Origin of the sequence: Achromobacter insolitus (assembly GCF_002209555.1) — a bacterium.
Lineage (GTDB): Bacteria > Pseudomonadota > Gammaproteobacteria > Burkholderiales > Burkholderiaceae_B > Achromobacter > Achromobacter insolitus.
The window spans coordinates 1-21,257 of the sequence record NZ_NJIF01000015.1 but is presented as its reverse complement, the minus strand read 5'-3'; the positions used below and the strand labels follow the sequence as shown (position 1 = coordinate 21,257).

The following is a 21,257-nucleotide window of genomic DNA, read 5'->3' as shown; positions in this document are numbered from 1 at the left end:
GTCCCTCTCATTCCTATACTCATCCCGGCAGGAGACCTACATGTCAGACCTGCGTCTGCGGCCGCGCCGCGCCGTCCTGTTTTCGCTGCTGGCCTTGTGCGCCGGTGTTTCCTCTCCCGTCCTGGCCGCCGACGCCTATCCCGACAAGCCCATCCGCATGATCGTGCCGTACCCGCCCGGCGGCGCGACTGACGTGATCGGCCGAGTGCTGGCGCAGGAACTGACAGGCGCGCTGGGACAGTCGGTGATCGTGGAGAACCGCGCAGGCGCGGCTGGCAACATCGGCGCAGACCAGGTCGCCAAGGCGCAGCCCGACGGCTACACGCTGCTGATGGGCGCCTTGACCAGCCATTCCATCAATGCCGCGCTGTACCGTGGCCGCGTCACCTATGACGTGGAGAAGAGCTTCGCGCCCGTGTCCATCGTGGGCACGGTGCCGCTGGTGTTCGTGGTGAACCCCTCGGTGCAGGCGAACACGCTGGCGCAGTTCATCGCGCTGGCCAAGTCCAAGCCCGGCTACATCACCATGGGGTCGGCCGGTAACGGTTCGCCCCAGCATCTGGCCGCCGAAATGTTCAAGCGCACCGCGGGTGTGGACGTGCTGCACGTGCCCTACAAGGGCAGTGGCCCGGCCATGACCGACCTGATGGGCGGTCAGGTGCTCAGCATGATCGAAACCGTGCCTGCGGCGCAGGGCAGCATCAAGGCCGGCAAGCTGCGCGCGCTGGCGGTGACTTCGGCGCAGCGTGTGGACGCGCTGCCGGATGTGCCTACCGCAGCCGAAGCCGGCTTGAAGGATTTCGAGGTCAGTTCCATGTTCGGCATCGTGGCGCCTGCAAACACCCCGGCGCCCGTGATCGAGCGCCTGAACGGCGAACTGAAGAAGATCCTGGCCAAGCCCGAGGTCAAGGCGTCGCTGCTGAACCAGGGCGCCATCGCCACCTGGACCACGCCCGCCGAGGCCGGCGCCCGCGTGTCCGCAGAGCTTGCCCGCTGGACCAAAGTCATCGACGAAGCCGGTGTGAAGGGGGATTAAACCTCCCAAGGTTGCGGCTTTACGTCACACGCCGGGAGTTCCGCCTAGAACTCCCGGCGATTTTGTTTGCGTGCAGCATCGCAAAAGACGCAACAAGGCTTGCGCGCAAAGTGTGGAAGACGCATTGAAATAATTGCGCATGCAAAGTTTTGCGCTATGAACCACCAATGGGGACGCAATAAATCGCAATAAAGCCCTCGCGAGATTGTATACAGTGGTTGACCCCGAATAGACTAGGCCGTAATGTATTTTGCGGGCCTTCCGAGGACGGCAGAAGGGGGATAACAATGACAGACGACCAGGACGAGAAGTCGATTCTGTACACGCATTTCGGTACGCACAGTCCATATTGGCGCCTGTCCGCCGATAGCGACGCGTTTGAACTTGCAGCGGTCAAGGGTGCGGCCAATATCGCGATGGCGCTGCGTCCCGAACAAGCCCAGACGATACGCAGCCTGACTGGCATCACCTCCAGCGTGCGCATCGATATTTCGCTGTACGGCGATCTGCTCAAGCTGCATCTGGTAGGCCGAAAGATCAACCCCAACGAATGGGCCGGCACCGCATCCGCCCATTCCGATACCGAATCCGTTGCCAAGGATCTGGTCGAAGGCCTGTCCTTCGCCGAGACCGTGGTGTCCGAGGCCAACTCGGTCATTGTCATCGTCGACCAGAACGGCCGGGTCCAGCGCTTCAACAAGCTCAGCGAGGAATACACCGGCAAGCGCGAGCAGGACATCATCGGCCGCAGCGTCTTCGAAATGTTCATGACGCGCGAAGAAGCGATCGCCTCACGCCGCAATATTGCCGAGTTCTACAAGCGCGGCCAGTCCTACGAGGCCGAGCGACTGATCAACACGGTCAAGGGACCACGCCTTTTCCTGTTCCGCAACAAGTTCGTCACCAGCGGCAGCGGCGAGAAGCGCGTCTACCTGATCTGCTCGGGCACCGACATCACCGAGGAACGCCAGGCGCAGGAGCGCCTGCGGGTGCTGGCCAATACCGACATGCTCACCAATCTGCCCAACCGGCACGCGATCACCACGCGGCTTAAGGCGGCGCTGGCGGCGGGGCAGGAAGGCCGGGGCGGCGTGCTGTTCCTGGACCTGGACAATTTCAAGCGCATCAACGATCACTACGGCCACGGCTTTGGCGACCGCCTGCTCAAGTCGGTCGCCGTGGCGATTTCCTCCTGCCTGTCCGAAGGGCAGACGCTGGCCCGGCTGGGCGGCGACGAATTCATCGTGCTGCACGAAGCCGCCCAGACCTGGGAACTGGAAGCCACCGCGCAACGCATCATCGAGCGCCTGCGCGAGCCTTTCCGCCAGGGCCTGATAGAGGTCTATACCAGCTGCTCCATCGGCATCGCCATGTACCCCGAACACGGCGCCGACCTGGACAGCGTGGTGCGCAGCGCCGATATCGCCATGTATGTGGCCAAGGAAGCAGGGCGCCATACCTACCGCGTGTTCCAGCCCGAGATGGACCGCCGCAACGCGGACTACGTCTGGCTGGACACCAATCTGCGCAAGGCCTTGGCCGAAGACCACCTGATGCTGTACTACCAGCCCAAGCTGGCTGGGCGCAATGGCGAGGTCGATGGGGTCGAAGCGCTGGTGCGCTGGCGTTCGCCCGAGCGCGGCATGGTCTGCCCCAGCGCCTTCATTCCCTATGCCGAGGAATCGGGCCTGATTTCGCCCTTGGGCGTCTGGGTCATGCGCGAAGCAGCGCGGCAGGCGGCCGCCTGGAAGCGTGACGGATTGAATATACGCATTGCCATCAATATGTCCGCGCGCCAGCTCAACGACAAGGGCGTGGTCAGCGACTTCATGCGCGCCATCGGGGATGCCAGCCTGGACCCCTGCATGCTGGATATCGAATTGACCGAGAGCTGCCTGATCGATGACGAAGGCGCGGCCATCGAACTGATCAAGCAGTTCCGGCAACTGGGCGCGCGCGTCCATCTGGACGATTTCGGCACCGGCTATTCCTCGCTGTCGCAGCTTGCCCGCATTCCGCTGGACGCCATCAAGCTGGACGCCAGTTTCGTGCGCGGCGTCAACGAGAACCCGGTGTCGCAGGCTTTGGCGCGCGCGATCGTGGCCGTGGCGCGCACGCTGGAGCTCAAGGTCATCGCGGAAGGCGTGGAGACGACCGAAGAGGCCGTCTTCGTCGACACTCTGGGCGTGGACGCCAAGCAGGGCTATCTGTACGCCAAGCCCATGCCGGCGGCCGAACTCACCGCCTGGCTGGCCCAGCGCCGCCGGCTGCATCTCATCGCCTGAGGCAGCCGGCTTTCCGCTACCGCATCAATGCATGGTGGCTTCCTGCGCGGACTCCGCGCTGGAAGCGGTGCGCCGGTTCTGCGCGATCACCAGACGCTCCATGTAGGCGCGGTCCTTCGGGTCGATCGAGAACGCGGCTTCGACCCAGTCCTCGGTAATGTCCATCAGCTCTGAACGCGACAGGCTCAGCACGCGCTGGCGCGCGCGCAGCATGGCGCGCATGCCGTTGAGCTTGGGCCGCATCACGTCGATGAAGGTGCGCGTGGCCTTGTAGGCATCGCCCGGCTCGAACAGCACGTCGACCAACCCCCTGCCATGGAACCATTCGGCCGTGTGCGATTCGCCGGAGCCGATCAGTTCTTCCGCCAGCTTCATGCCCGAGCGCCGCGCCACCAGGGAATAGCCGCCCATGCCGGGAAAGAGATTGAACGCCATTTCCGGAAAACCCATGCGCGCGGTGTTCTGCGCCAGGACGAAGTGATGGGCAAGCGCGGCTTCGAAGCCGCCGCCTAGCGCCGTGCCTTCGATCATCGCGAGCGAGATGGCGCCGGTATCGAAGCCGCGGGTGGCGGCATGCACGCAATCCACGCAAGCGCGGGCATAGGCCCGGAGCGCTTCGCGCTTGCCGGTGCGTATGGCTTCGGCGAAGAAGTTCAGGTCGCCGCCCACGTTGTAGATCTGAGGGACCAGCGATCCCGTGACCCAGAAATCGATCGGCAGGCCCGAGTCCTTGGCGGCGCGCGCCAGCGTCATGATCTCGTCGATCAGTTCATGGTTGAAGCACGGACGCGGTTGCGCGCGAAGCATCATCCACATGACACGACGTCCCTCCTCATAGAACGCCGAGAGCTGCTTCAGGTTGCCTGCGGCGGTGAAGGGGTGGCAATCCGGATGAATGAGTTGATTCATTTACTTTCGTCCAATTGATCAAGGTGAGTCGGAGTACTACGGGATCAGCCTAATACAGACCTTCCGGCTCTCGTCTCATGCAAACCTCGTCCAGCTGGCCAGACTTGTCCGTAAGTCAAAGGCCCGAGTGATCAATGGAGAAAAGCGGCAAACGCGCGCGGCTGCTCAACCCATCAGGCGATGGGGGCATGGGTAAAACGGATGAGGGATACACGCAAATCCGCGGCGATCCGGGCGATGCGCCGCGAGCGCGCCGAAGGCAGCGCGCTCATGCGTTGGGATGAGGGACAGCGGGCCCGTTCAGGCGACGCCGCCGTTGGCGCGCAGGATCTGGCCGTTGACCCAGCCGGCCTGCGGACTCGCCAGGAACGACACCACGTTGGAGATGTCCTCGGGCTGGCCCAGGCGTTCCAGCGGAGGCATTTTGGCGTAGTGCTCGATCAGTTCGGGACTCTTGCCATTCAAGAAGAGTTCGGTGGCGACGGGGCCGGGAGCCACTGCATTGACGGTGATGCGGCGTCCGCGTAGTTCCTTGGCGAACACTTGCGTAAGGCTTTCCACCGCGGCCTTGCTGGCGATGTAGACGGAGTAGTTCGGCAGGTTGAGCGCGATGGTGGTGCTGGACACGTTGACGATGCTGCCGCCATCGGCCAGCCGGGTGGCGGCTTCGCGCAGCGTGTTGAAGGTGCCGCGCGTATTGATGCCGAAGGTTTGCTCATACAGCTCGTCGCTGGTCTCGGCCAGCGGCACCATCTTCAGGATTCCGGCGCTGTTGACCAACACGTCGATGCGGCCCAGTTCCGATTCGACCTGATCGAACATGGCGCGCACCTCGGCCGCCTGCGACACGTCGGCGCGCACGACGATGGCGCGGCCGCCAGCCGCGCGGATTTCGCCGGCCAATGCGTCGGCTTCGGCGGCGCGGGAGGCGTAGTTGATGGCGACGGCGCAGCCGTCGCGCGCCAGGCGCCGGACGATGGCGGCGCCGATGCCGCGCGATCCGCCGGTGACGAGCGCAATGCGTTGCGTGGGCTGGGAATTCATGTCGTATCTCCGATGGGTTGAAGGGTAAGGCGCATCTTGAACTATTTCGGAAAAAAGATAATTACTCTATATTCGCTAACATAATTTCATTTACATTAATAATGAGCGGCTGACCATGGACCGGTTCCAGGAAATGCAGGTGTTTGTGCGCATCGCCGAAAGGGGCAGTTTTTCCAAGGCCGCCGAGGACTTGCAGATCCCTCGCCCCACGGTCACCAATCTGGTCAAGCGGATGGAAGCGCGGCTGGGCGCCCGCCTGCTGGAACGCACTACGCGCCAAGTGCGGCTCACCCACGATGGCGAGGCGCACTACCGGCGCTGCGTGCGTTTGCTGGCTGACTTGGAAGAAGCCGACGGCGCCTTTCTGGATACGTCGCCCAAGGGACTGCTGCGGGTCAATGCCCAGGGCACGCTGACCCGGTTTTTCGTGATGCCGGGCTTGCCCGCTTTCCTGGAACGCTATCCCGACATCGTCCTGCAACTGGGCGAGGACGACCGCCTGGTGGATCTGGTGCGCGAGGGCGTGGATTGCGTACTGCGCACCGGCGTGTTGCAGGATTCATCCCTGGCCGGCCGCCAGATTGCGCTGATGCCGCAAGTGACGGTGGCCAGTCCCGCCTATCTGGAGCGTTTCGGCGAGCCCCGGCGCCTGGAGGATCTGGAAAGCCATCAGGCGGTGAACTACCTGTCGAGCGCGACCGGGCGCGGGCTGCCGCTGGATTTCACGGTCGAGGGGCGCAACGTCCAGGTGCGGCCCCGGGCCGTGGTCAGCGTCACGGGCGCGGAACTCTACACCAGCGCGGCGCTGGCCGGGTTGGGACTGGTGCAAGTGCCGCGCTATCGCGTGGAGCGCGAACTGGCGGCGGGCGAGTTGAAGATCGTGCTGCCCGGGGCGCCACCCGCGCCCATGCCCGTGTCGGTGCTGTATCCGCAGAACCGCCAGGTATCGGCGCGGGTGCGTGTTTTCACGCAGTGGCTGGCGGAGGTCATCGCCGCCGGCCTGGCTCAGACGATACCGGTCAGGTAATACACCGCGATCGCCAAAAAGACCGACGCGGTCGATATCAGCGTGATGGCGAAAATGTCCCCGTAGGACTGGCGGTGGGTCAGGCCCGTGACCGCCAGCAGGGTAATGACCGCTCCGTTGTGCGGCAGGGTATCCATGCCGCCGCTGGCCATGGCGGCGATACGGTGCAACACCTCCATGGGGATGCCCGCCGCGTGGGCGCTGTCGATGAAGGTCTGCGCCATGGCCGCCAGCGCAATGCTCATGCCGCCCGAGGCGGATCCGGTGATGCCGGCCAGCGAGGTGACCGCCACCGCTTCACCCACCAGTGGATCGGGGATGGCCTTGAGCGCGTCGGCAACCAGCAGGAACCCGGGCAGGGCGGCGATAACGCCGCCAAAGCCGTATTCCGCCGCGGTGTTCATTGAAGCCAGCAAGGCGCCGGACACGGCGCTCTTGCTGCCTTCCGCGAAATGCGCCTTGATGCCGCGGAACGAAAACAGCAGGATGGTGACGATGCCCGCGATCAGCGCGCCCATTACCGCCCACAGCGCTACCTGGTCTTCGGCGTTGACCGGCATGGGTTTGGGCAGGCCCGGCAGCGCCACTTCGGATCCGGCCGGATACCAGCCCGGTATCCAGCGGGTAAGCAGATAGTTGGCCACGCCCACCACTACCAAGGGCAGCAGCGCAATCAGCGGATGGTGCTCGCGTTCAGTGGGCGGCGTGACCGGTTCGTTGCGCAGGTCCGTGCCGTAGGTCTCGCCGGCGGCGGCCGCGCGCTTGCGCCGCCACTCCAGATAGGCGATGCCGGCGGTCAGCGTGAAGCAGGCGCCGATCAGGCCCAGCCATGGCGCTGCCCAGGTCGTGGTTTCAAAAAAAGTGGTGGGGATGATGTTCTGGATCTGCGGCGTGCCGGGCAGGGCCGTCATGGTGAACGTGAACGCGCCCAAGGCGATTGCGCCCGGCATCAGCCGCTTCGGGATGCCGCCCTGGCGGAACATTTCCGCCGCGAACGGGTACACGGCGAATACCACCACGAACAGGGACACGCCGCCGTAGGTCAGCACGGCGCAGACCAGCACGATGGCCATGATGGCGCGCTCGGCGCCGATCAAGCGCAGCACCGCCTGCACGATGGCGCGTGAGAAGCCGGACAGCTCGATCAACTTGCCGAACACGGCGCCCAGCAGGAACACGGGGAAGTAAAGCTTGGCGAAGCCTGCCATGCGTTCCATGAAGATGCCAGAGAATACGGGCGCCAGCGCCGACGGGTCGGTCAGCAATACCGCGCCCATGGCTGCGATGGGCGCGCACAGGATCACGCTATAGCCGCGATACGCCGCCAGCATCAGAAACGCCAGCGCCGCCACCACGATGAACAATCCGGTCATTCGGTACTCCAGGAATGAAGAGACAAGGGGTGGGAACAGGGCCTACACCTTACCGCATCACACCGGATGTCTTGTTTGCAGCGGCCGGGACTCAGCGTTCCAGCAGCGCCAGCGCCTGGCGGGCGATGTCCAGGTCGATCGCCGCGTCTTCGCCGCCGCCCATGAACCAGGCGGCGGAAAGTCCGCACCAGGCCAGGATCCATTGCAGCAGCCGGCGGCGCTCCAGGCCGGATTGCTCGACGATGATCTCCAGCCGCCGCTCGAAGCGCCCCGGCACGATGGCCACGGGCGGAACCGGATCCGCCAGGTCCGGGTTGCAGAAGATGTTGGCGTAGTCGAAGGAGCGCTCGCCATGCAGGCGCTTAGGGTCGATGACCAGCCAGCCGCGCTCGCCGAAGTCCAGGATGTTGTCGTGGTGCACGTCGCCGTGCAGCACCGCCAGGTCGCGCGGACTGTCGAGCAGGATGCGGGCGTGGCGCGCGCTGTGTGCCAGGATGCCGCCTCGCGCCTGCGCCATGGGCCACAGTTCCTCGAACCATGCTTCCAGCGGACGCAGCGCGGGCAGGGGCCGGGCGCGCGGCGCATGCAGATCTTGCAGCACGCCGCAGATGATGCGGGTGGCTTCGTCGTCGCGTCCGTTGCGCGCATACTCGGCCAGCGAACGCGCGCCCGTGGCCCGCTCCAGCAAGATGGCCTCGTCGTCGTGCGCCAGTACGCGGGCTGCCCCCTGGCCGTCCCACCAGCGCATCAGCACGCCGCCTTGCTTTTCGTCTTCTTCGTGCGAGACCTTGAGCATGGCGGGCTGTCCCCGGTGGCGTACCGGCAGCAATTGCGCCGCGCGCGTGACGATGGGGGCGCCATCAGGCACGAGATGCCAACGCGAGAGGTAGGTGTCGAACATGGAGTGGCAGGAAGGATCGGGGTCCCTATAGTAGAGCCCGGCGCGGCAGCAGTGCGGTGACCGCTGCTGCCACCGCATTGCCCCCCGCACTGGCGACGATGGGCAGCAGGTAAGAGCCGCTGATGTCATACGCATAGCCTGCCGCCACCGGCCCGATCAGGGTGCCGAAGGCCACGCTGGTGTAGAGCGCGCCGATGATGCCGCTGACATGGCGTCCGCCGAAGTAGTCCATGACCACGGCGGGCATGAGCGCGACCCAGCCGCCGTAGAACGCTCCGAATACCAGTGCGAACAGCGTCAGCGACCAGAACTGGCCGCAAGCGGCCCATAGCGCGAGCGACGCGCCCATGCCGCCGTACATGGCGCCGAGCGACGCGCGCCGGCCCAGTCGGTCGGCCAGCGTGCCCAACAGGAATCGGCCCGCCGTGCTGCCCACGCCCACCATGCCCAGCAGCAGCACGGCCTGTCCTGATGCGATGCCCCGATCCAGCGCGTATGGGACCAGATGCACGAACGGCACGAAGACGCCGAAGGCGCCCGCCATGCTGGCAAGGTACAGCAGGGCAAAGGCCTTGCTGCGGATGGCGGCGCGCACCGGCACGCCCGCGGGTGTGGACGGCGTCATGGCAACAATGGGGGGAGCAGCATCGCCGTCGGGCTGCAAACCGTGGTCTTGCGGCGAGTTTTCCACCCATAGCGCGGCCGCGCACCCGGCGACAGCCACCAGCGCGGCCAGCGCCAGATAGGCGGCGCGCCAGCCCCACAGGCCGATCAATTCGGCCGCGAGCGGCGGCACGAGCAACGTGCCCACGCCAATGCCGCTGACCGCCAGCCCGGAAGCCAGTCCGCGCCGGCGCAGGAACCAACGTTGCACCGCGCCTATCACTGGCACGTACGCGCAGCCCACGCCTAGCCCGACTCCGAGGCCATAGGCCAGATAGATCTGGGTCAGATTTTGCGCGGCGCTGGCCAGCGCCAGGCCTAGTGCCACCAGCAGCATGCCCAGCCACGCCATGCGGCGCGAACCGTAGCGGTCCGCGAGGGGGCCGCTGATCACGCCAAAGCCGAAATAAAGGAATCCCGCCACTGAGAACACCAGCGACACCGCGCCGCGCGAGGCGGAGAAGTCGCGTTGCAGAGCATCGAGGAAGGCGCTGAAGGAATAGGCGCTGCCGAAGCCCAGCAAGGTGATCAGGAAGGCCGCGGCCACCACGCGCCATCCTTGAAAGAGATGCCTGGCGGCAGGCAGGGCGGTGCGTTGTTGCGCTGGCATAAGCGTCTCCTGCGTCAGCATGCCGGCCGGCGCAAATGCCAGTCCGTGGCCGCCTGGAAGGCGGCGCCCAGTTGGAACAGCACGGGCTCGCCCAGATGGGCGCTCACCAGTTGCATGCCCATCGGCATGCCAGTCTCGCCCTGGCCCGCAGGCAAGGTCAGGCAGGGATGGCCCGTCATGTCGAATACGCAGGTATAGCGCTGCAGCGCGCGCACCAGCGCGGGCTGCCGGCCCAGGACGCTGACGGCTTCCAGGGTGAGCGCGGGCATGGGCTGCACCGGCGTCAGCAGCGCGTCGGCCTGGGTGAACAAGGCGTCGACTTCGCCCCGCAGGGCCATGCGGCGCAGCAGGATGCGTTGATAGTCGATGCCCGACACGACGCCTGCGGCCTCGATCACGCTGGCCAGCACCGGCCCGTATTCGTCCCGCCGCGAGGGGTAGGTGCCTGCATGCGCAACGGCCGCTTCGACTGCGCAGAGCGGCGCCCAGTCGCGCGCCGCCTGCGCGGTGTCTTCGACGGGAAAGCGCAATGGCACCACGGTTGCGCCCAGCTCGCGGAAGGTCTGCATTGCTGCCGCCAGCATGCGCTGGGTGAGCGGATCGACGTCCCGGGTGTTCCAGGCGGAATCCACGCCGATCCGCAGTCCGTGCACCGGCGCTTCGGACAACCGGGCATAGCATGGCACGGGCGCTTGCAGCGCGGTCGGGTCCAGCGGATCCGCTCCTGCAATTGCCTCGAGCAGCAGGGCGGCGTCTTGCGAGCTGCGCGCAATGACGCCGGCATGATCAAGCGAGGCCGCCAGCTCGAACACGCCATGGCGGCTGACACGGCCCCAGGTCGGTTTGATGCCGGTCAGGCCGGTGGCCGCGCAAGGCCAGCGGATGGAGCCGCCGGTGTCCGAAGCCGTTGCCCCGAAACACAGGCCCGCCGCGGTGGCCGCCGCCGATCCGCTGGACGAGATGCCGGGCCAGTAGGCCGCATTCCACGGGTTGCGCGGAGGCTCGACGCTCGGATGATGATCGGAGTAGGCGCCCTCGGTCATTTGCAGTTGACCCAGCAGTACGGCCCCCGCCATGCGCAGGCGGCGGACCACCGTGGCATCGTGGTCCGCTGCGACGCCACGGTAGATGGCGGTGCCGGCGGCAGTCGGCACGCCCTTGCGCCGGAACAGGTCCTTGAGCGCGATGGGCACGCCATGCAGGGGGCCGCGGTAACGCCCCTGGCGTATTTCGGCTTCCGCGGCCCGCGCCTCCTGCATTGCGCTGGCCGCCGTTACGTGGGCGTAGCTGCGCAGGGCGCCGTCCAGCGTCTCGATACGCTGCAATTGAGCGCGTGTGATTTCCACCGGCGAGATCTCGCCCGATCGGATCAGGGTGGCGAGCGCGCTCAGGTCCTGGTAGTGGAGGCCGGCAGCGGCGGGGCGCGCGGCCTTGATGCTTTCCGTATAGTTCATCTATTCTTTATCCATCTTGCGTGCATCACGGGATCGTCAAAATTAAATCCTGAATAGCGAGGTGGCAAAGCATGATTTCTATCTCTTATAAATTAGAAAAACTAAATTATTTGTGAGGCTGAGAGATGGCCATTCAACGACTGCCGCCGCTCAATGCGCTGCGGGCCTTCGAGGCCGCGGCTCGCCATTTGTCCGTGAAAGACGCGGCGCAAGAACTGTGCGTGACGCCTGGCGCGGTCAGCCAGATGATCAAGTCGCTCGAGCAGCATCTGGGTGTGGCCCTGTTCCTGCGCGTGAACCGCGGTATTCAGTTGACGGACGCAGGCCACGGCTTTCTGCCGCCGGTGCGCAACGCCTTCCGCCAGATACTGGCCGCGTCCGCGCGCATTTCGCTGCCGCCCGAGAACCGCGTGCTGACGGTCAGCACCACCGCTTTCTTCGCGTCGGCATGGCTGATTCCCCGGCTGCACGATTTCCATAGCCGCCACCCGGAGATCGACCTGCAGATCGTCACCAGCAACGCGTTGGCGGCTTTCGGCCGGGACGGCGCCGACATTGCCATCCGGCATGGACTGGGCCGCTACCCAGGACTGCAAAGCGAACATCTGCTGACCGTGGAAGTGGCGCCGGTGGCGTCGGCCGATCTGGTGGCAAAGCTGGGCACACCTCTGAAACCCGACGACCTGCTGGGCTGGCCCCGCGTGCACGACGAGGGCCGCAATGGCTGGCAGCTTTGGTTTGCGGCGCAGGGAGTGGAGGACTCGGGCACGCCTCGGGGACCCGCCTTCGATGACGGCAGCCTGCTTCTGAAGGCGGTGGCAACTGGCCAGGGCGCCGGCCTGCTGCCCGTGGCGATGGTGCAAGACGAGCTCACGGCCGGACGGCTGATCCGGCTGGCGGGCGACGCCTGGCTGGAGGAGTTTGGGTATTACCTGGTGTGGCCGGGCCGGGGCGCCCTGCCGGACAAGGCGCAGGTGTTCCGCAATTGGCTCCGGACCTGCGGCGTGGGGTAAGGGCGCCGGCGTGGCGGCCCGTTGCGGATCTACGGTGTCGCCGACAGGGCTGCCGCCCTGCGCGCCAGTTCCGCCACGCCGAAGCTGGTCGCCAGCGAGTGATCGTCCAGCGCTTCCAACGGCACCCAGCGGGCCTCGGCGGCGTCGTCGCCCGCTACCGGTTCGCCGGATTGCCAGCGGCACAGCACGGCGATCAGGATGAAATGGCGGCGCAGCGCGCCCGTGTCGTCGCGGTCGTAGACATCCACGGCGTCGAATACGCGCAAAGGTTCCGCGCGCACGCCGGTTTCTTCCAGCAGTTCGCGCGCTGCAGCGGCATGGAGGCTTTCGCCCGCGTCGATCTTGCCGCCAGGAAAGGCCCAGCGGCCCTGGTCTGGCGGGTTGGCGCGGCGCACCAGCAGCACGCGGCCGTCGCGGACCACTGCGGCGATCGTGGCGGCGATGGGGCGTTGGGGTGAGGGCGTGGACATGCGCGGTTCCTTAGTATGACGGCCCATGGGCCCTGGTCCGCCAGGGTACGCCAAGCTGGCCTTAGCGCAAATCCGCGTAGTGCCGGGCCGGCTCCCTGGTGCACACTGTCGTGCCGCGCTCATATCTGCGCGCATCGCACAGGGAGCGGGAGGGCAGCATGGATACACCGGACCGGCAGTTGCGCTATTTCTTGCGCATCGCGGAACTCAAATCGCTATCGCGGGCAGCGGAGGACCTGGATCAGACCCAGTCGGGGCTCAGCCGGCAGCTAGCCGCGCTGGAAGCCCACGTGGGCAAGCCCCTGTTCGTGCGCACCGGGCGCGGAGTGGAACTGACCGAGGCAGGCGCGCGCCTGCTTGACGGCATCCAGCCCGCTTACCGCAGCATAGACCGCGTGCTTGAAGCCGTGCGCCAACGCGAGGGCGTCACGCAGGGAACGGTCCGCCTCGCCACCGTGCACACGCTCAGCTACTACTTCATGGCGGAGGTAGTGGCCAGTTTCGTCAGCAGCCATGAGCACGTGAACCTGTCCGTCATGGGGCGCAGCTCGCCGGAGGTTGTGGCCTTGGTGGAAAGCGGCAAGGCGGACGTGGGTTTCGTCTATGACGCGGCAGTCGCATCCGACAATCTGGCCTCCGCCCCGCTGTTTGACGACGACATGTGCCTCATTGTGCGTGGCGACGTGGTGATGCCGCAGGAGGTCGACCTGGCCGGCATGGATCTGCGGCTGGTGGGGTTCCCGCCGCACTACGCGCTGCGCAAGATGATCCACAGCGCCGGGCTGGAACCTGAATTCGTGGCCGAGGCCGAAACCATAGACGCCATGCTCAAGCTGGTGTCCTCGGGCGTGGGCGCCTGCATCCTGCCGTCCCGCATTCCCGATAAGCTGTTGACCGAATATGGATTGCGCAAGGTCGGGGTCCATAGCCCCATTTTGCGGCGGCGCGTGGTCGCCATTACGCTCGCCAACCGCCAGCCCCTGCCGTTGGTAAGCGAGCTGCTGGCCGTCGCGCACCGCATCGCGCGGCAATGACCCTCCGGCCGCTATCCGAATAGCAGCTATGACCCTGGCTGCATGGCGGTATGCAGCCAGGCTTTCCATACTGTGCATACCTCGCGCGGCGTCCGGTGGCGCCGAAGGCGCGGGCATGACACAAGGGGAAGACATGAGCACCGCATTACGAGAGAAATCCTATTTCGACACCCGTGCCACGCAGGAAATGGCGCGCCATCTGCACGCCGTTCCGCGCAGCATCCAGGAAACCATGGCCTATGCCTGTCGCATCCTGGCCATGACCGAGCAGGAGGCCGGGCTCGCCGGCCAGATCAGCGTGCGCTCGCAGCGTCCCGGGGCGTATTGGACCCTGCGTTTCGGGTTGGGCTTTGATGAAGCCACGCCAGCCGATTTCATCGAGGTGGACCGCGATCTTCACACGCTGACGGGCGAGGGCATGGCCAACCCGGCCACCCGATTTCACCTGTGGGTGTACGAGGCCCGGCCCGACGTGCAATCCATCATCCACACGCATTCGCCCTGGGCCTCGGCGCTGGCCGCGGCGCGCCAGCCCCTGGTGATTTCGCAGATGGACATGACACCGCTGCACGACGACTGCGCGTTCCTGGGCGATTGGCCCGGCGTGCCGATCGCGGACCAGGAAGGGGTGATCATCTCCAAGGCGTTGGGCGGCAAGCGCGCCATCATCCTCGCGCATCACGGCTATCTGACCGCCGGCGGCAGCTGCGAAGAGGCGACCTACCTGTCGGTGTACCTGGAACGCGCGGCGCGCATGCAGATCCGCGCGCAGGCGTTCGGGCCGCTGACGCCCGTGGACGATGCCCTCGCGCGCGAAGCGCACGACTACCTGCTCAAGCCTTCGATCGTCAACGCGACGTTCAACTACTGGGCCCGGCAGACGCACGGCATTGCGCCCTTGCCGCTGCCCGCCGCCTGACGCCGCGCAGCCCATTCTTCCAGAACTCTTTTTGGGGAGTCATGATGATGACGACCAAGCCTGCGGCTGCGCGCTCGCGCCGCGATTACGTGACGGCCGGACTGGCCAGCATGATGGGCACCACGATCGAGTGGTACGACTTTTTTCTTTATGGCACCGCTGCCGCGCTGATCTTCAACAAGATCTTCTTCCCGTCCTTCGACCCCTTGACGGGCACGTTGGCGGCGTTTGCCACCTATTCAGTGGGCTTTTTCGCGCGGCCGCTGGGCGGCGTGATATTCGGCCACTACGGCGACAAGATCGGGCGCAAATCCATGCTGCTCATCACTTTGCTATTGATGGGCGTGCCCACCATTCTCATCGGGCTGATTCCGTCCTACGAGCAGATCGGCTACTGGGCGGCGGTGCTGCTGGTGATGATGCGCTTCCTGCAAGGCATAGCGGTGGGCGGCGAATGGGGCGGTGCCGTGCTGATGGCAGTGGAGCACGCGCCGGATGGCAAGAAGGGCTTTTTCGGCAGCCTGCCGCAAGCCGGCGTGGCGCCCGGACTCATCCTGTCCTCGCTGGCGATGGGCGCGGTTGCAACCTTGCCCGAGGCCGACATGCTGGCGTGGGGCTGGCGCCTGCCGTTCCTGGCCAGCGTGGTCCTGTTGCTGGTGGGATGGTTCATCCGGGTCAAGGTCGCCGAGTCGCCCGACTTCGAGCAGATGAAGGAAAAGGGCGCCAAGGTCGAGGTGCCGGTGGCAGAGGTGCTGAAGCATCATCGCCGCGCCTTGATGGTGGTGGTGGGCGCCAGGCTGGCGGAGGTGACCTGGTTCTATACGGTGGTGACTTTTTCGTTGGCCTACGCCACGGGCACCCTGGGCATCGCGCGGTCCGTCATGCTGGACGCCACCATCTGGGGCGCGGCCGTCGCGCTGTTCACCATGCCTCTGTTCGGCATGCTGGGCGACAGGATCGGCCATAAATGGGTGTTCATGGCCGGCACGCTGGGCATCCTGGCGTGCGCGCCCGTGTTCTTCCAGCTGCTGGGCACGCGTGACACGGAGTGGATCATTCTTGCGGTCTGCCTTGCCGTCGGCCTGGTCTACGCTTGCCTGTACGGGCCGGAAGGCACCTTATTTTCGAGCCAGTTTCCCCCCGAGGTGCGCTATACGGGTATTTCGCTCGCGGTGCAGGTTTCTGGCGCCATCGGCGGCGGGCTGGCGCCGATCGTGGCGACCTGGCTGCTGGCCAAGGGTGGGGGCGACCCCCGATACGTGGTGTGGTACTTGAGCATCCTGGGAGTGATCGCCTTGTTCAGCGCCTGGCTGATGCGCAGCGACGCCGCCGCGGCGGCTGCCTTGCGAGTGCCCGCCCGCGCAAACCTGAGGACGCCATGAAGACCATCGACTATTACTTCTGGATGAACTCCGACTGGGCCTATCTGGGCGCGGACAGGCTGGAGGCGCTGGCGGCCCGCCAGCAGGCGCGGATTCGCTACCTGCCGGTGGACTTGCCCGAGGTTTACGCCCGCACCGGGGGCATCCTGCTTGGGCTGCGCTCGCCCGAGCGCCAGGCCTACCGGGTGACGGAACTGGCGCGCTGGTGCCGCAAGCTGGGCATTCGTGTCAATCCGCAGCCTGCATACATGTGCCCGGATGCCGGCCTGGCTTCGCGTATCGTCATTGCGGCGGACCACGCCGGACTGCCGGTGGCGGCGCTGTACAAAGCCATTCTGAAAGCCGAGTGGTGCGACGAGCAGGACATCTCCGACGCAGCCACCCTGCGGGCCATTCTGGAGCGCCTCGGGCTGGATGCCCCGGCGCTGCTGGCCGCGGCTGGGGAGCCAGCCATCGAGGCGGTCTACCGCCGCAACACCAACGACGCCGTGGCGGCCGGGGTGTTCGGATCGCCCGCTTACGTATACCGGGGCGAGGTGTTCTGGGGCCAGGACCGGCTGGAAATGCTGGAAGAGGCCGTGGCCGCCTGACCGGGCAGAACGGATTGACGGCCATCGCGGTCGCGTACGCGCGGGGAAGGACGGCCGTCGATACCGTTTCAGATGTGCTTGCCTTGCGGCAGCACGCTCAAGGCGATCAGGGCGACGAGACTGGCGGCCATGACGTACAGCGCCGGCGCGAAAGCCACGCCCGTGGTGTACGTGATCCAGGTCAGGATTGCCGGGGCGAAGCCGCCGAGCACGGTCACCGCGGTGTTGTACGTCAGGGACATGCCCGACGAGCGCACCGCGGTGGGGAACACCTCTGACAGCGCCGCGGGCGCCACGCCTACGTACATCGCCACCATCAGGCAGAACAAGGATTGCACGACGATCAGCGTCATCTGCGTGTGCGACGCCTGCAGCCACATCATCAGCGGGTATACGGCGACCAGCAGCACGGCCGCGGCGGCGCGCAGCATGTTGCGGCGTCCGAAACGGTCCGACAGCGTGCCGGAGAATACGCAACCCGCAGTGAGGAACAGATTGCCCACCAGCGCGGCCAGGAAGGCTTGCGAACTCGTGAAACCCATCGATTTCTGCACGTAGATCGGCATGAAGATGATGAGCGCGTAAGGTCCGACTGCCCAGAGTACCGACATGCATAGACCCGTCAGCAGTTCCTTGGGATAGTCGCGGATGACAGCCAGTAGGGGCGCTTTGATGCGGGCGTTCTGGCGGGCTTGGCGCTCCTGTTCTTCGCGGAAGTGCGGCGTTTCGTCCAGCGCGGCGCGCATCCACAAGCCAACCGGCGCGATGGCCAGGCCGATAATGAAAGGAATGCGCCAGCCCCATTCGCCCACTTGGTCTTCGGTAAGCAGCGTGGTGACCAGCGTCGCTACGAGCGCGCCCAGCAAATTGGAGATCCCCATGCTGGCCTGCAGCCAGGAGGCATACTGGCCACGCTTGCCTTCGGGAGCGTGCTCCACCAGGAATGCCGTTGCGCCGCCGACTTCGCCGCCGGCAGAGAAACCTTGCAGCACGCGGCCACAGACGATCAGCAGCGGGGCGCCCACACCGATGGCGGCATACGGAGGCGCGGCTGCAATCAACAGCGTGCCCAGGGCCATCAGCATGATGGTCAGCGTCAGCGTCGCCTTGCGGCCGGCCCGGTCGCCGTAGGATCCCAGCACGAGCGCGCCCAGCGGACGGACCACGAAGCCCAGGCCGAACGCCAGGAACGAGGTCATCAACTGTACGGTTGGATTGGCGTCCTGAAAAAAATTCTGCCCGATGTAGACAGCGAACAGGGCATAGACGGTGAAGTCATACCACTCGAGGGCATTGCCGGCTGATGCGGCGATGACCGCCTTGCGGCCGCTGCGGTCCCGGGCGGGGTGGGGGGCGTGCCGGCCTGGCACGGCTTCGGCTCCCAGGTTCATGGAGATGTCCTTCATTGTTTCCCAGTTCTGATCGTGAGGTTCGGGGCGCGTTTGGCGTGCGGATTTTTGGGGGCCCCGGAACAGACGAGCGCATCATAGGAACCAATTTCGATAATGTCGTATTACCTTTTGTTCCTGCTCCATAACATCACATTAATCCCTGAGCTGCGTCATAGCGGGCGATGGGGGACGGTTCAGGGCGGACTAAGGGATAACCCCGAGGTGTTTACATGGGCCAGCCCGCGCCTAGTTCTGTTGTTCGAGGTTGTGCAACACGTTGATGAAGGCCAGCGCGGGGCGCGACAAGGGCTGTAATTGCAGATGAAAGACGTTCACCGGCGCGCTTACCGTGCCGCGTATGGGCACCGCCACCACCTTCGACCAGGTCGGACCCGCCACGGTGATTTCGTCCACAAGAGCAACGCCTGCGCCCGCCTGCACCAGAGCGCAGGCGACATGGGCCTGCTGCACTTCGATGAGCGGCTCCGGCCGCGAGTCCTCGTCGCCGAACAAGCGGTTGATCAGCATGCCGAACGGGATGTCCGCGCTGTAGCCGATGAGCGGCTCCATGACCAGATCGCGTATTTCCACCTGGCCTTGGGCGGCCAGCGGGTGTCCCTTGGGAAGGACCGCGACAATTTTGTTTTCGTAGAGGGGCTGTGAGGCCAGGCTAGGGTGTTCCACCGGCATGTAGGCCACGCCCAATTCCACTTGCTGAGTCAGCAGCGCCTGTTGCAGCGTCGCGGGAATCTGGGTTTGCAGCACGATACGCATCTGGGGGTAACGCCTGCGGAACTGGGCAATAGCCCGCGGCAGCAGGGATTGGCCCAGGCTGGGGCTGCAAGATAGCCGTAATTGCCCTTCGCGGTTTTCGACGAGATTGTCGGCCACCTCGTTCACGCGCTGCACGTTCTGATATAGCGCCGTGACCTCCACGAACAGCCGATGAGCCTCGGGCGTGGGGTAGAGCCGGCCCTTGATGCGCTGGAACAGCATCAGGCCCAGACGTTGCTCGGTATAGGCGATCAAGCGGCTTACCGCGGGCTGGGACACGAACAGGAGCTTGGATGCACCGCTGATGGAGCCGCTGAGCATGATGGCGCGGAACACTTCGATCTGCCGCAGATTCAATTTCATATGCTTAACTTCATGTTAATTGCTACATACATTTAAGCATAAGACGTTTTAGTCACTCGCTCACTACACTGCTTGCGTTCGAATAATGGATAGAGTGGTCATGAGCGATTTCGATTTGGTGATGCGCGGCAATATCGTCGATCCGGATGCGGTGGCGATGGACGGCTGGCTGGCGGTGCGCGACGGAAAAATCGCGGCGCGCGGAGTGGGCACGCCTCCCGCCGGCCGCGCCAGCATTGATGCGCGCGGCCAGTGGATCATGCCCGGCGTGGTCGACGGTCAGGTGCATTCGGGCAGCCAACTGAACCAGGAGGGGTTGGGCTGGGCTTCGCGCGCCGCCGCCGCGGGCGGCGTGACGGTCATGGTGGACATGCCGTATGACGACCCCGAACCAGTGGCCTCGCGTCCCCAGCTGGACGCGAAGATCGCCGAGGTCGAGCGCGACTGCCACGTCGACGTGGCGCTGTTCGGCACCTTGAATGCCCAGCATGGGCTGGCGGCTGCCGCGGGCCTGATAGAGGGCGGCGTCTGCGCTTTCAAGTTCTCCACCTTCGAGGCCACACCGGGCCGCTTTCCACGGATCGATGAAGACGACCTGTACGAAGCCTTTCGTCTGATCGCTCCCTCGGGACTGGCTTGTGGCGTGCACAACCAGATGCAGGAACTGACGCGCAAGAACATTGCGCGGCTGATCGAGGCGGAAGACACGGGCTGGGACGCCTTCATGCGGGCGCATACGCCATTGATCGAAAACCTCGCCACGGCGCTGATATACGAGATCGGCGCCGAGACCGGCGCCCGCGCGCACGCGGTGCATGTTTCGACTTCTCGCGGTTTTGAAATCTGCAATATGTACCGCCGCAGCGGCCATCGCGCCAGCATCGAAACCTGCGTCCAATACCTGATGTTGAACCATGAGGAGCACACGCGGCGTTTCGGCGCGAAGACCAAGCACTATCCGCCGATCCGGCCCAAGGCCGAGGTCGATCTGCTCTGGACACACATCGCCAATGACGAATGCACCTTCGTGTCCTCCGATCACGTCAGCTGGGGCCTGGAGCGCAAGCAGAATCCCAATGTGTTCAAGAACTCGTCTGGCGGTCCCGGCCTGGAAACATTGCTGCCGGCTTTTTGGACGGGCTGCGAAGAGCATGGCATTGCGCCGTCCATGGTGGTGCGCCAGCTGAGCCGCAACCCGGCGCAGCACTTCCTGCTCGATGACCGCAAGGGCACGCTGGAGGTGGGCAAGGATGCCGACATCGTCCTCCTTACGCCCGAACGTTATAGGTTCGATCCGTCGCACAGTCTGTCGGCGGTGCAATGGAGTTCATTCGAAGGACGCGAGTTCACCGTGCGCGTGGCGGGCACCTGGTGCCGTGGCCAGCAGGTGTATGACGGACAGCGCATTGTCAATCGCAGCGGCGATGGGCGCTTCCTGCGTCCGCGCAGCGCTTGAGGGGGACGCGCGATGCCAGTCCCGTTTCCTCCCCTGAATGCCGAGCGCCTCTGGGCCCGCGTCGAAACCCTGTCCCGATTCACCCTGCCCGATGTGCCCTGGACGCGCCGCGCGTTCTCGCCGCTGTTTGACGAAGCGCGCGCCTGGCTGCGCGGTGAATTCGAAGCCGCTGGCCTCACTACCCGCCTGGACGCCGGCGGCAACCTGGTCGGCACGCTGGCCGGACGCGATCCGGCGCGCAAGCCCATCGCGACCGGCTCGCACTGCGACACTGTCATGGCCGGCGGCCGGTTCGACGGCATCATCGGCGTGCTCGCCGGCATCGAGGTGGCCCACACGCTGCGCGAACACGGCGTCCAGCTGGAACACCCCTTCGAGGTCATCGACTTCCTGTCCGAGGAACCCAGCGACTACGGTATCTCTTGCGTGGGCAGCCGCGCGCTTTGCGGCCAATTGACCGCGGACATGCTGCAGGCCCGCAACCCCGAGGGCGAAACGCTCGCGGCCGGCATTGCCCGCATCGGCGGGGATCCATCGGCGCTGGGCGCGCCGCTGCGCGGCCC

19 protein-coding genes are annotated in these 21,257 nt (G+C 65.5%); 10 read left to right on the top strand and 9 right to left on the bottom strand.

Going from position 1 to position 21,257, the window contains the following annotated elements; genetic code table 11:
* Window positions 1-40: 40 nt before the first annotated feature.
* Window positions 41-1,036, top strand: a complete 996-nt coding sequence (locus CEY08_RS28450; protein WP_063642685.1) for a Bug family tripartite tricarboxylate transporter substrate binding protein — start codon at window positions 41-43, stop codon at window positions 1,034-1,036.
* Window positions 1,037-1,323: 287 nt separating this feature from the next.
* On the top strand, window positions 1,324-3,321 hold the full coding sequence (gene pdeR / locus CEY08_RS28445) for a cyclic di-GMP phosphodiesterase (RefSeq protein ID WP_063642686.1): 1,998 nt from the start codon (window positions 1,324-1,326) through the stop codon (window positions 3,319-3,321).
* A gap of 24 nt (window positions 3,322-3,345) precedes the next feature.
* Here the strand turns inward: pdeR and CEY08_RS28440 are convergent, their stop codons facing one another.
* Window positions 3,346-4,230: a crotonase/enoyl-CoA hydratase family protein gene (locus CEY08_RS28440; RefSeq protein ID WP_042793114.1), complete on the bottom strand. Its 885-nt coding sequence runs from the start codon at window positions 4,228-4,230 to the stop codon at window positions 3,346-3,348.
* A 300-nt stretch (window positions 4,231-4,530) separates the two neighbouring features.
* Window positions 4,531-5,274, bottom strand: coding sequence for an SDR family oxidoreductase (locus CEY08_RS28435; protein ID WP_042793115.1), 744 nt, complete (start codon window positions 5,272-5,274; stop codon window positions 4,531-4,533).
* A gap of 115 nt (window positions 5,275-5,389) precedes the next feature.
* Here CEY08_RS28435 and CEY08_RS28430 point away from each other — a divergent pair, with 115 nt between their 5' ends.
* On the top strand, window positions 5,390-6,301 hold the full coding sequence (locus tag CEY08_RS28430) for a LysR family transcriptional regulator (RefSeq protein WP_042793117.1): 912 nt from the start codon (window positions 5,390-5,392) through the stop codon (window positions 6,299-6,301).
* Here CEY08_RS28430 and CEY08_RS28425 read toward each other — a convergent pair.
* The 4 genes from CEY08_RS28425 to CEY08_RS28410 form a co-directional block, all read right to left on the bottom strand.
* Window positions 6,280-7,674 (bottom strand): GntP family permease, encoded by a 1,395-nt coding sequence (locus tag CEY08_RS28425; protein WP_042793118.1) that lies wholly within the window; start codon window positions 7,672-7,674, stop codon window positions 6,280-6,282. The two genes, CEY08_RS28430 and CEY08_RS28425, sit on opposite strands and share 22 nt — an antisense overlap.
* 91 nt (window positions 7,675-7,765) lie before the next feature.
* Window positions 7,766-8,575 carry an aminoglycoside phosphotransferase family protein gene (locus CEY08_RS28420; RefSeq protein ID WP_076812725.1) on the bottom strand — a complete coding sequence of 270 codons (810 nt, stop codon included), beginning with the start codon at window positions 8,573-8,575 and terminating at the stop codon, window positions 7,766-7,768.
* A 25-nt stretch (window positions 8,576-8,600) separates the two neighbouring features.
* Window positions 8,601-9,848, bottom strand: a complete 1,248-nt coding sequence (locus tag CEY08_RS28415) for an MFS transporter (RefSeq protein ID WP_076812728.1) — start codon at window positions 9,846-9,848, stop codon at window positions 8,601-8,603.
* 14 nt (window positions 9,849-9,862) lie between these two features.
* Window positions 9,863-11,302 carry an amidase gene (locus CEY08_RS28410; RefSeq protein ID WP_076812731.1) on the bottom strand — a complete coding sequence of 480 codons (1,440 nt, stop codon included), beginning with the start codon at window positions 11,300-11,302 and terminating at the stop codon, window positions 9,863-9,865.
* 125 nt (window positions 11,303-11,427) lie between these two features.
* Between CEY08_RS28410 and gcvA the strand changes: the two genes are divergently transcribed.
* Window positions 11,428-12,315, top strand: coding sequence for a transcriptional regulator GcvA (gene gcvA / locus CEY08_RS28405; protein ID WP_063960856.1), 888 nt, complete (start codon window positions 11,428-11,430; stop codon window positions 12,313-12,315).
* Between the two features lie 29 nt (window positions 12,316-12,344).
* Here gcvA and CEY08_RS28400 read toward each other — a convergent pair whose 3' ends face one another.
* On the bottom strand, window positions 12,345-12,785 hold the full coding sequence (locus CEY08_RS28400; protein WP_063642691.1) for an NUDIX hydrolase: 441 nt from the start codon (window positions 12,783-12,785) through the stop codon (window positions 12,345-12,347).
* 158 nt (window positions 12,786-12,943) lie between these two features.
* On the opposite strand from CEY08_RS28400, the gene CEY08_RS28395 reads away from it, so the two are divergent.
* From CEY08_RS28395 to CEY08_RS28380, 4 genes are all read left to right on the top strand, one after another.
* On the top strand, window positions 12,944-13,819 hold the full coding sequence (locus CEY08_RS28395; protein ID WP_042793123.1) for a LysR family transcriptional regulator: 876 nt from the start codon (window positions 12,944-12,946) through the stop codon (window positions 13,817-13,819).
* A gap of 133 nt (window positions 13,820-13,952) precedes the next feature.
* Window positions 13,953-14,738: an aldolase gene (locus tag CEY08_RS28390; protein ID WP_063960854.1), complete on the top strand. Its 786-nt coding sequence runs from the start codon at window positions 13,953-13,955 to the stop codon at window positions 14,736-14,738.
* Window positions 14,739-14,782: 44 nt separating this feature from the next.
* Window positions 14,783-16,120 carry an MFS transporter gene (locus CEY08_RS28385; protein WP_088607858.1) on the top strand — a complete coding sequence of 446 codons (1,338 nt, stop codon included), beginning with the start codon at window positions 14,783-14,785 and terminating at the stop codon, window positions 16,118-16,120.
* Window positions 16,117-16,710: a 2-hydroxychromene-2-carboxylate isomerase gene (locus tag CEY08_RS28380; RefSeq protein WP_063642693.1), complete on the top strand. Its 594-nt coding sequence runs from the start codon at window positions 16,117-16,119 to the stop codon at window positions 16,708-16,710. The genes CEY08_RS28385 and CEY08_RS28380 overlap by 4 nt, the downstream gene beginning before the upstream one ends.
* A 68-nt stretch (window positions 16,711-16,778) precedes the next feature.
* Here the strand turns inward: CEY08_RS28380 and CEY08_RS28375 are convergent, their stop codons facing one another.
* Together CEY08_RS28375 and CEY08_RS28370 are read right to left on the bottom strand one after the other, a co-directional pair.
* Window positions 16,779-18,116 (bottom strand): MFS transporter, encoded by a 1,338-nt coding sequence (locus CEY08_RS28375; RefSeq protein ID WP_076812734.1) that lies wholly within the window; start codon window positions 18,114-18,116, stop codon window positions 16,779-16,781.
* Between the two features lie 231 nt (window positions 18,117-18,347).
* Window positions 18,348-19,238, bottom strand: coding sequence for a LysR family transcriptional regulator (locus tag CEY08_RS28370; protein WP_042793127.1), 891 nt, complete (start codon window positions 19,236-19,238; stop codon window positions 18,348-18,350).
* A 100-nt stretch (window positions 19,239-19,338) separates the two neighbouring features.
* On the opposite strand from CEY08_RS28370, the gene ertD reads away from it, so the two are divergent.
* Complete coding sequence (gene ertD / locus CEY08_RS28365) at window positions 19,339-20,694, top strand: hydantoin-5-propionate amidohydrolase (protein WP_076812736.1); 1,356 nt, start codon at window positions 19,339-19,341, stop codon at window positions 20,692-20,694.
* Between the two features lie 12 nt (window positions 20,695-20,706).
* Window positions 20,707-21,257: M28 family peptidase (locus CEY08_RS28360; RefSeq protein WP_141099900.1), on the top strand; the 551-nt coding region annotated here is incomplete at its 3' end.

Coding starts and splice junctions, on each gene's coding strand:
- CEY08_RS28450 (WP_063642685.1), top strand. CDS start 41: ATGTCAGACCTGCGTCTGCGGCCGCGCCGCGCCGTCCTGTTTTCGCTG.
- pdeR (WP_063642686.1), top strand. CDS start 1,324: ATGACAGACGACCAGGACGAGAAGTCGATTCTGTACACGCATTTCGGT.
- CEY08_RS28440 (WP_042793114.1), bottom strand. CDS start 4,230: ATGAATCAACTCATTCATCCGGATTGCCACCCCTTCACCGCCGCAGGC.
- CEY08_RS28435 (WP_042793115.1), bottom strand. CDS start 5,274: ATGAATTCCCAGCCCACGCAACGCATTGCGCTCGTCACCGGCGGATCG.
- CEY08_RS28430 (WP_042793117.1), top strand. CDS start 5,390: ATGGACCGGTTCCAGGAAATGCAGGTGTTTGTGCGCATCGCCGAAAGG.
- CEY08_RS28425 (WP_042793118.1), bottom strand. CDS start 7,674: ATGACCGGATTGTTCATCGTGGTGGCGGCGCTGGCGTTTCTGATGCTG.
- CEY08_RS28420 (WP_076812725.1), bottom strand. CDS start 8,575: ATGTTCGACACCTACCTCTCGCGTTGGCATCTCGTGCCTGATGGCGCC.
- CEY08_RS28415 (WP_076812728.1), bottom strand. CDS start 9,848: ATGCCAGCGCAACAACGCACCGCCCTGCCTGCCGCCAGGCATCTCTTT.
- CEY08_RS28410 (WP_076812731.1), bottom strand. CDS start 11,302: ATGAACTATACGGAAAGCATCAAGGCCGCGCGCCCCGCCGCTGCCGGC.
- gcvA (WP_063960856.1), top strand. CDS start 11,428: ATGGCCATTCAACGACTGCCGCCGCTCAATGCGCTGCGGGCCTTCGAG.
- CEY08_RS28400 (WP_063642691.1), bottom strand. CDS start 12,785: ATGTCCACGCCCTCACCCCAACGCCCCATCGCCGCCACGATCGCCGCA.
- CEY08_RS28395 (WP_042793123.1), top strand. CDS start 12,944: ATGGATACACCGGACCGGCAGTTGCGCTATTTCTTGCGCATCGCGGAA.
- CEY08_RS28390 (WP_063960854.1), top strand. CDS start 13,953: ATGAGCACCGCATTACGAGAGAAATCCTATTTCGACACCCGTGCCACG.
- CEY08_RS28385 (WP_088607858.1), top strand. CDS start 14,783: ATGATGACGACCAAGCCTGCGGCTGCGCGCTCGCGCCGCGATTACGTG.
- CEY08_RS28380 (WP_063642693.1), top strand. CDS start 16,117: ATGAAGACCATCGACTATTACTTCTGGATGAACTCCGACTGGGCCTAT.
- CEY08_RS28375 (WP_076812734.1), bottom strand. CDS start 18,116: ATGAAGGACATCTCCATGAACCTGGGAGCCGAAGCCGTGCCAGGCCGG.
- CEY08_RS28370 (WP_042793127.1), bottom strand. CDS start 19,238: ATGAAATTGAATCTGCGGCAGATCGAAGTGTTCCGCGCCATCATGCTC.
- ertD (WP_076812736.1), top strand. CDS start 19,339: ATGAGCGATTTCGATTTGGTGATGCGCGGCAATATCGTCGATCCGGAT.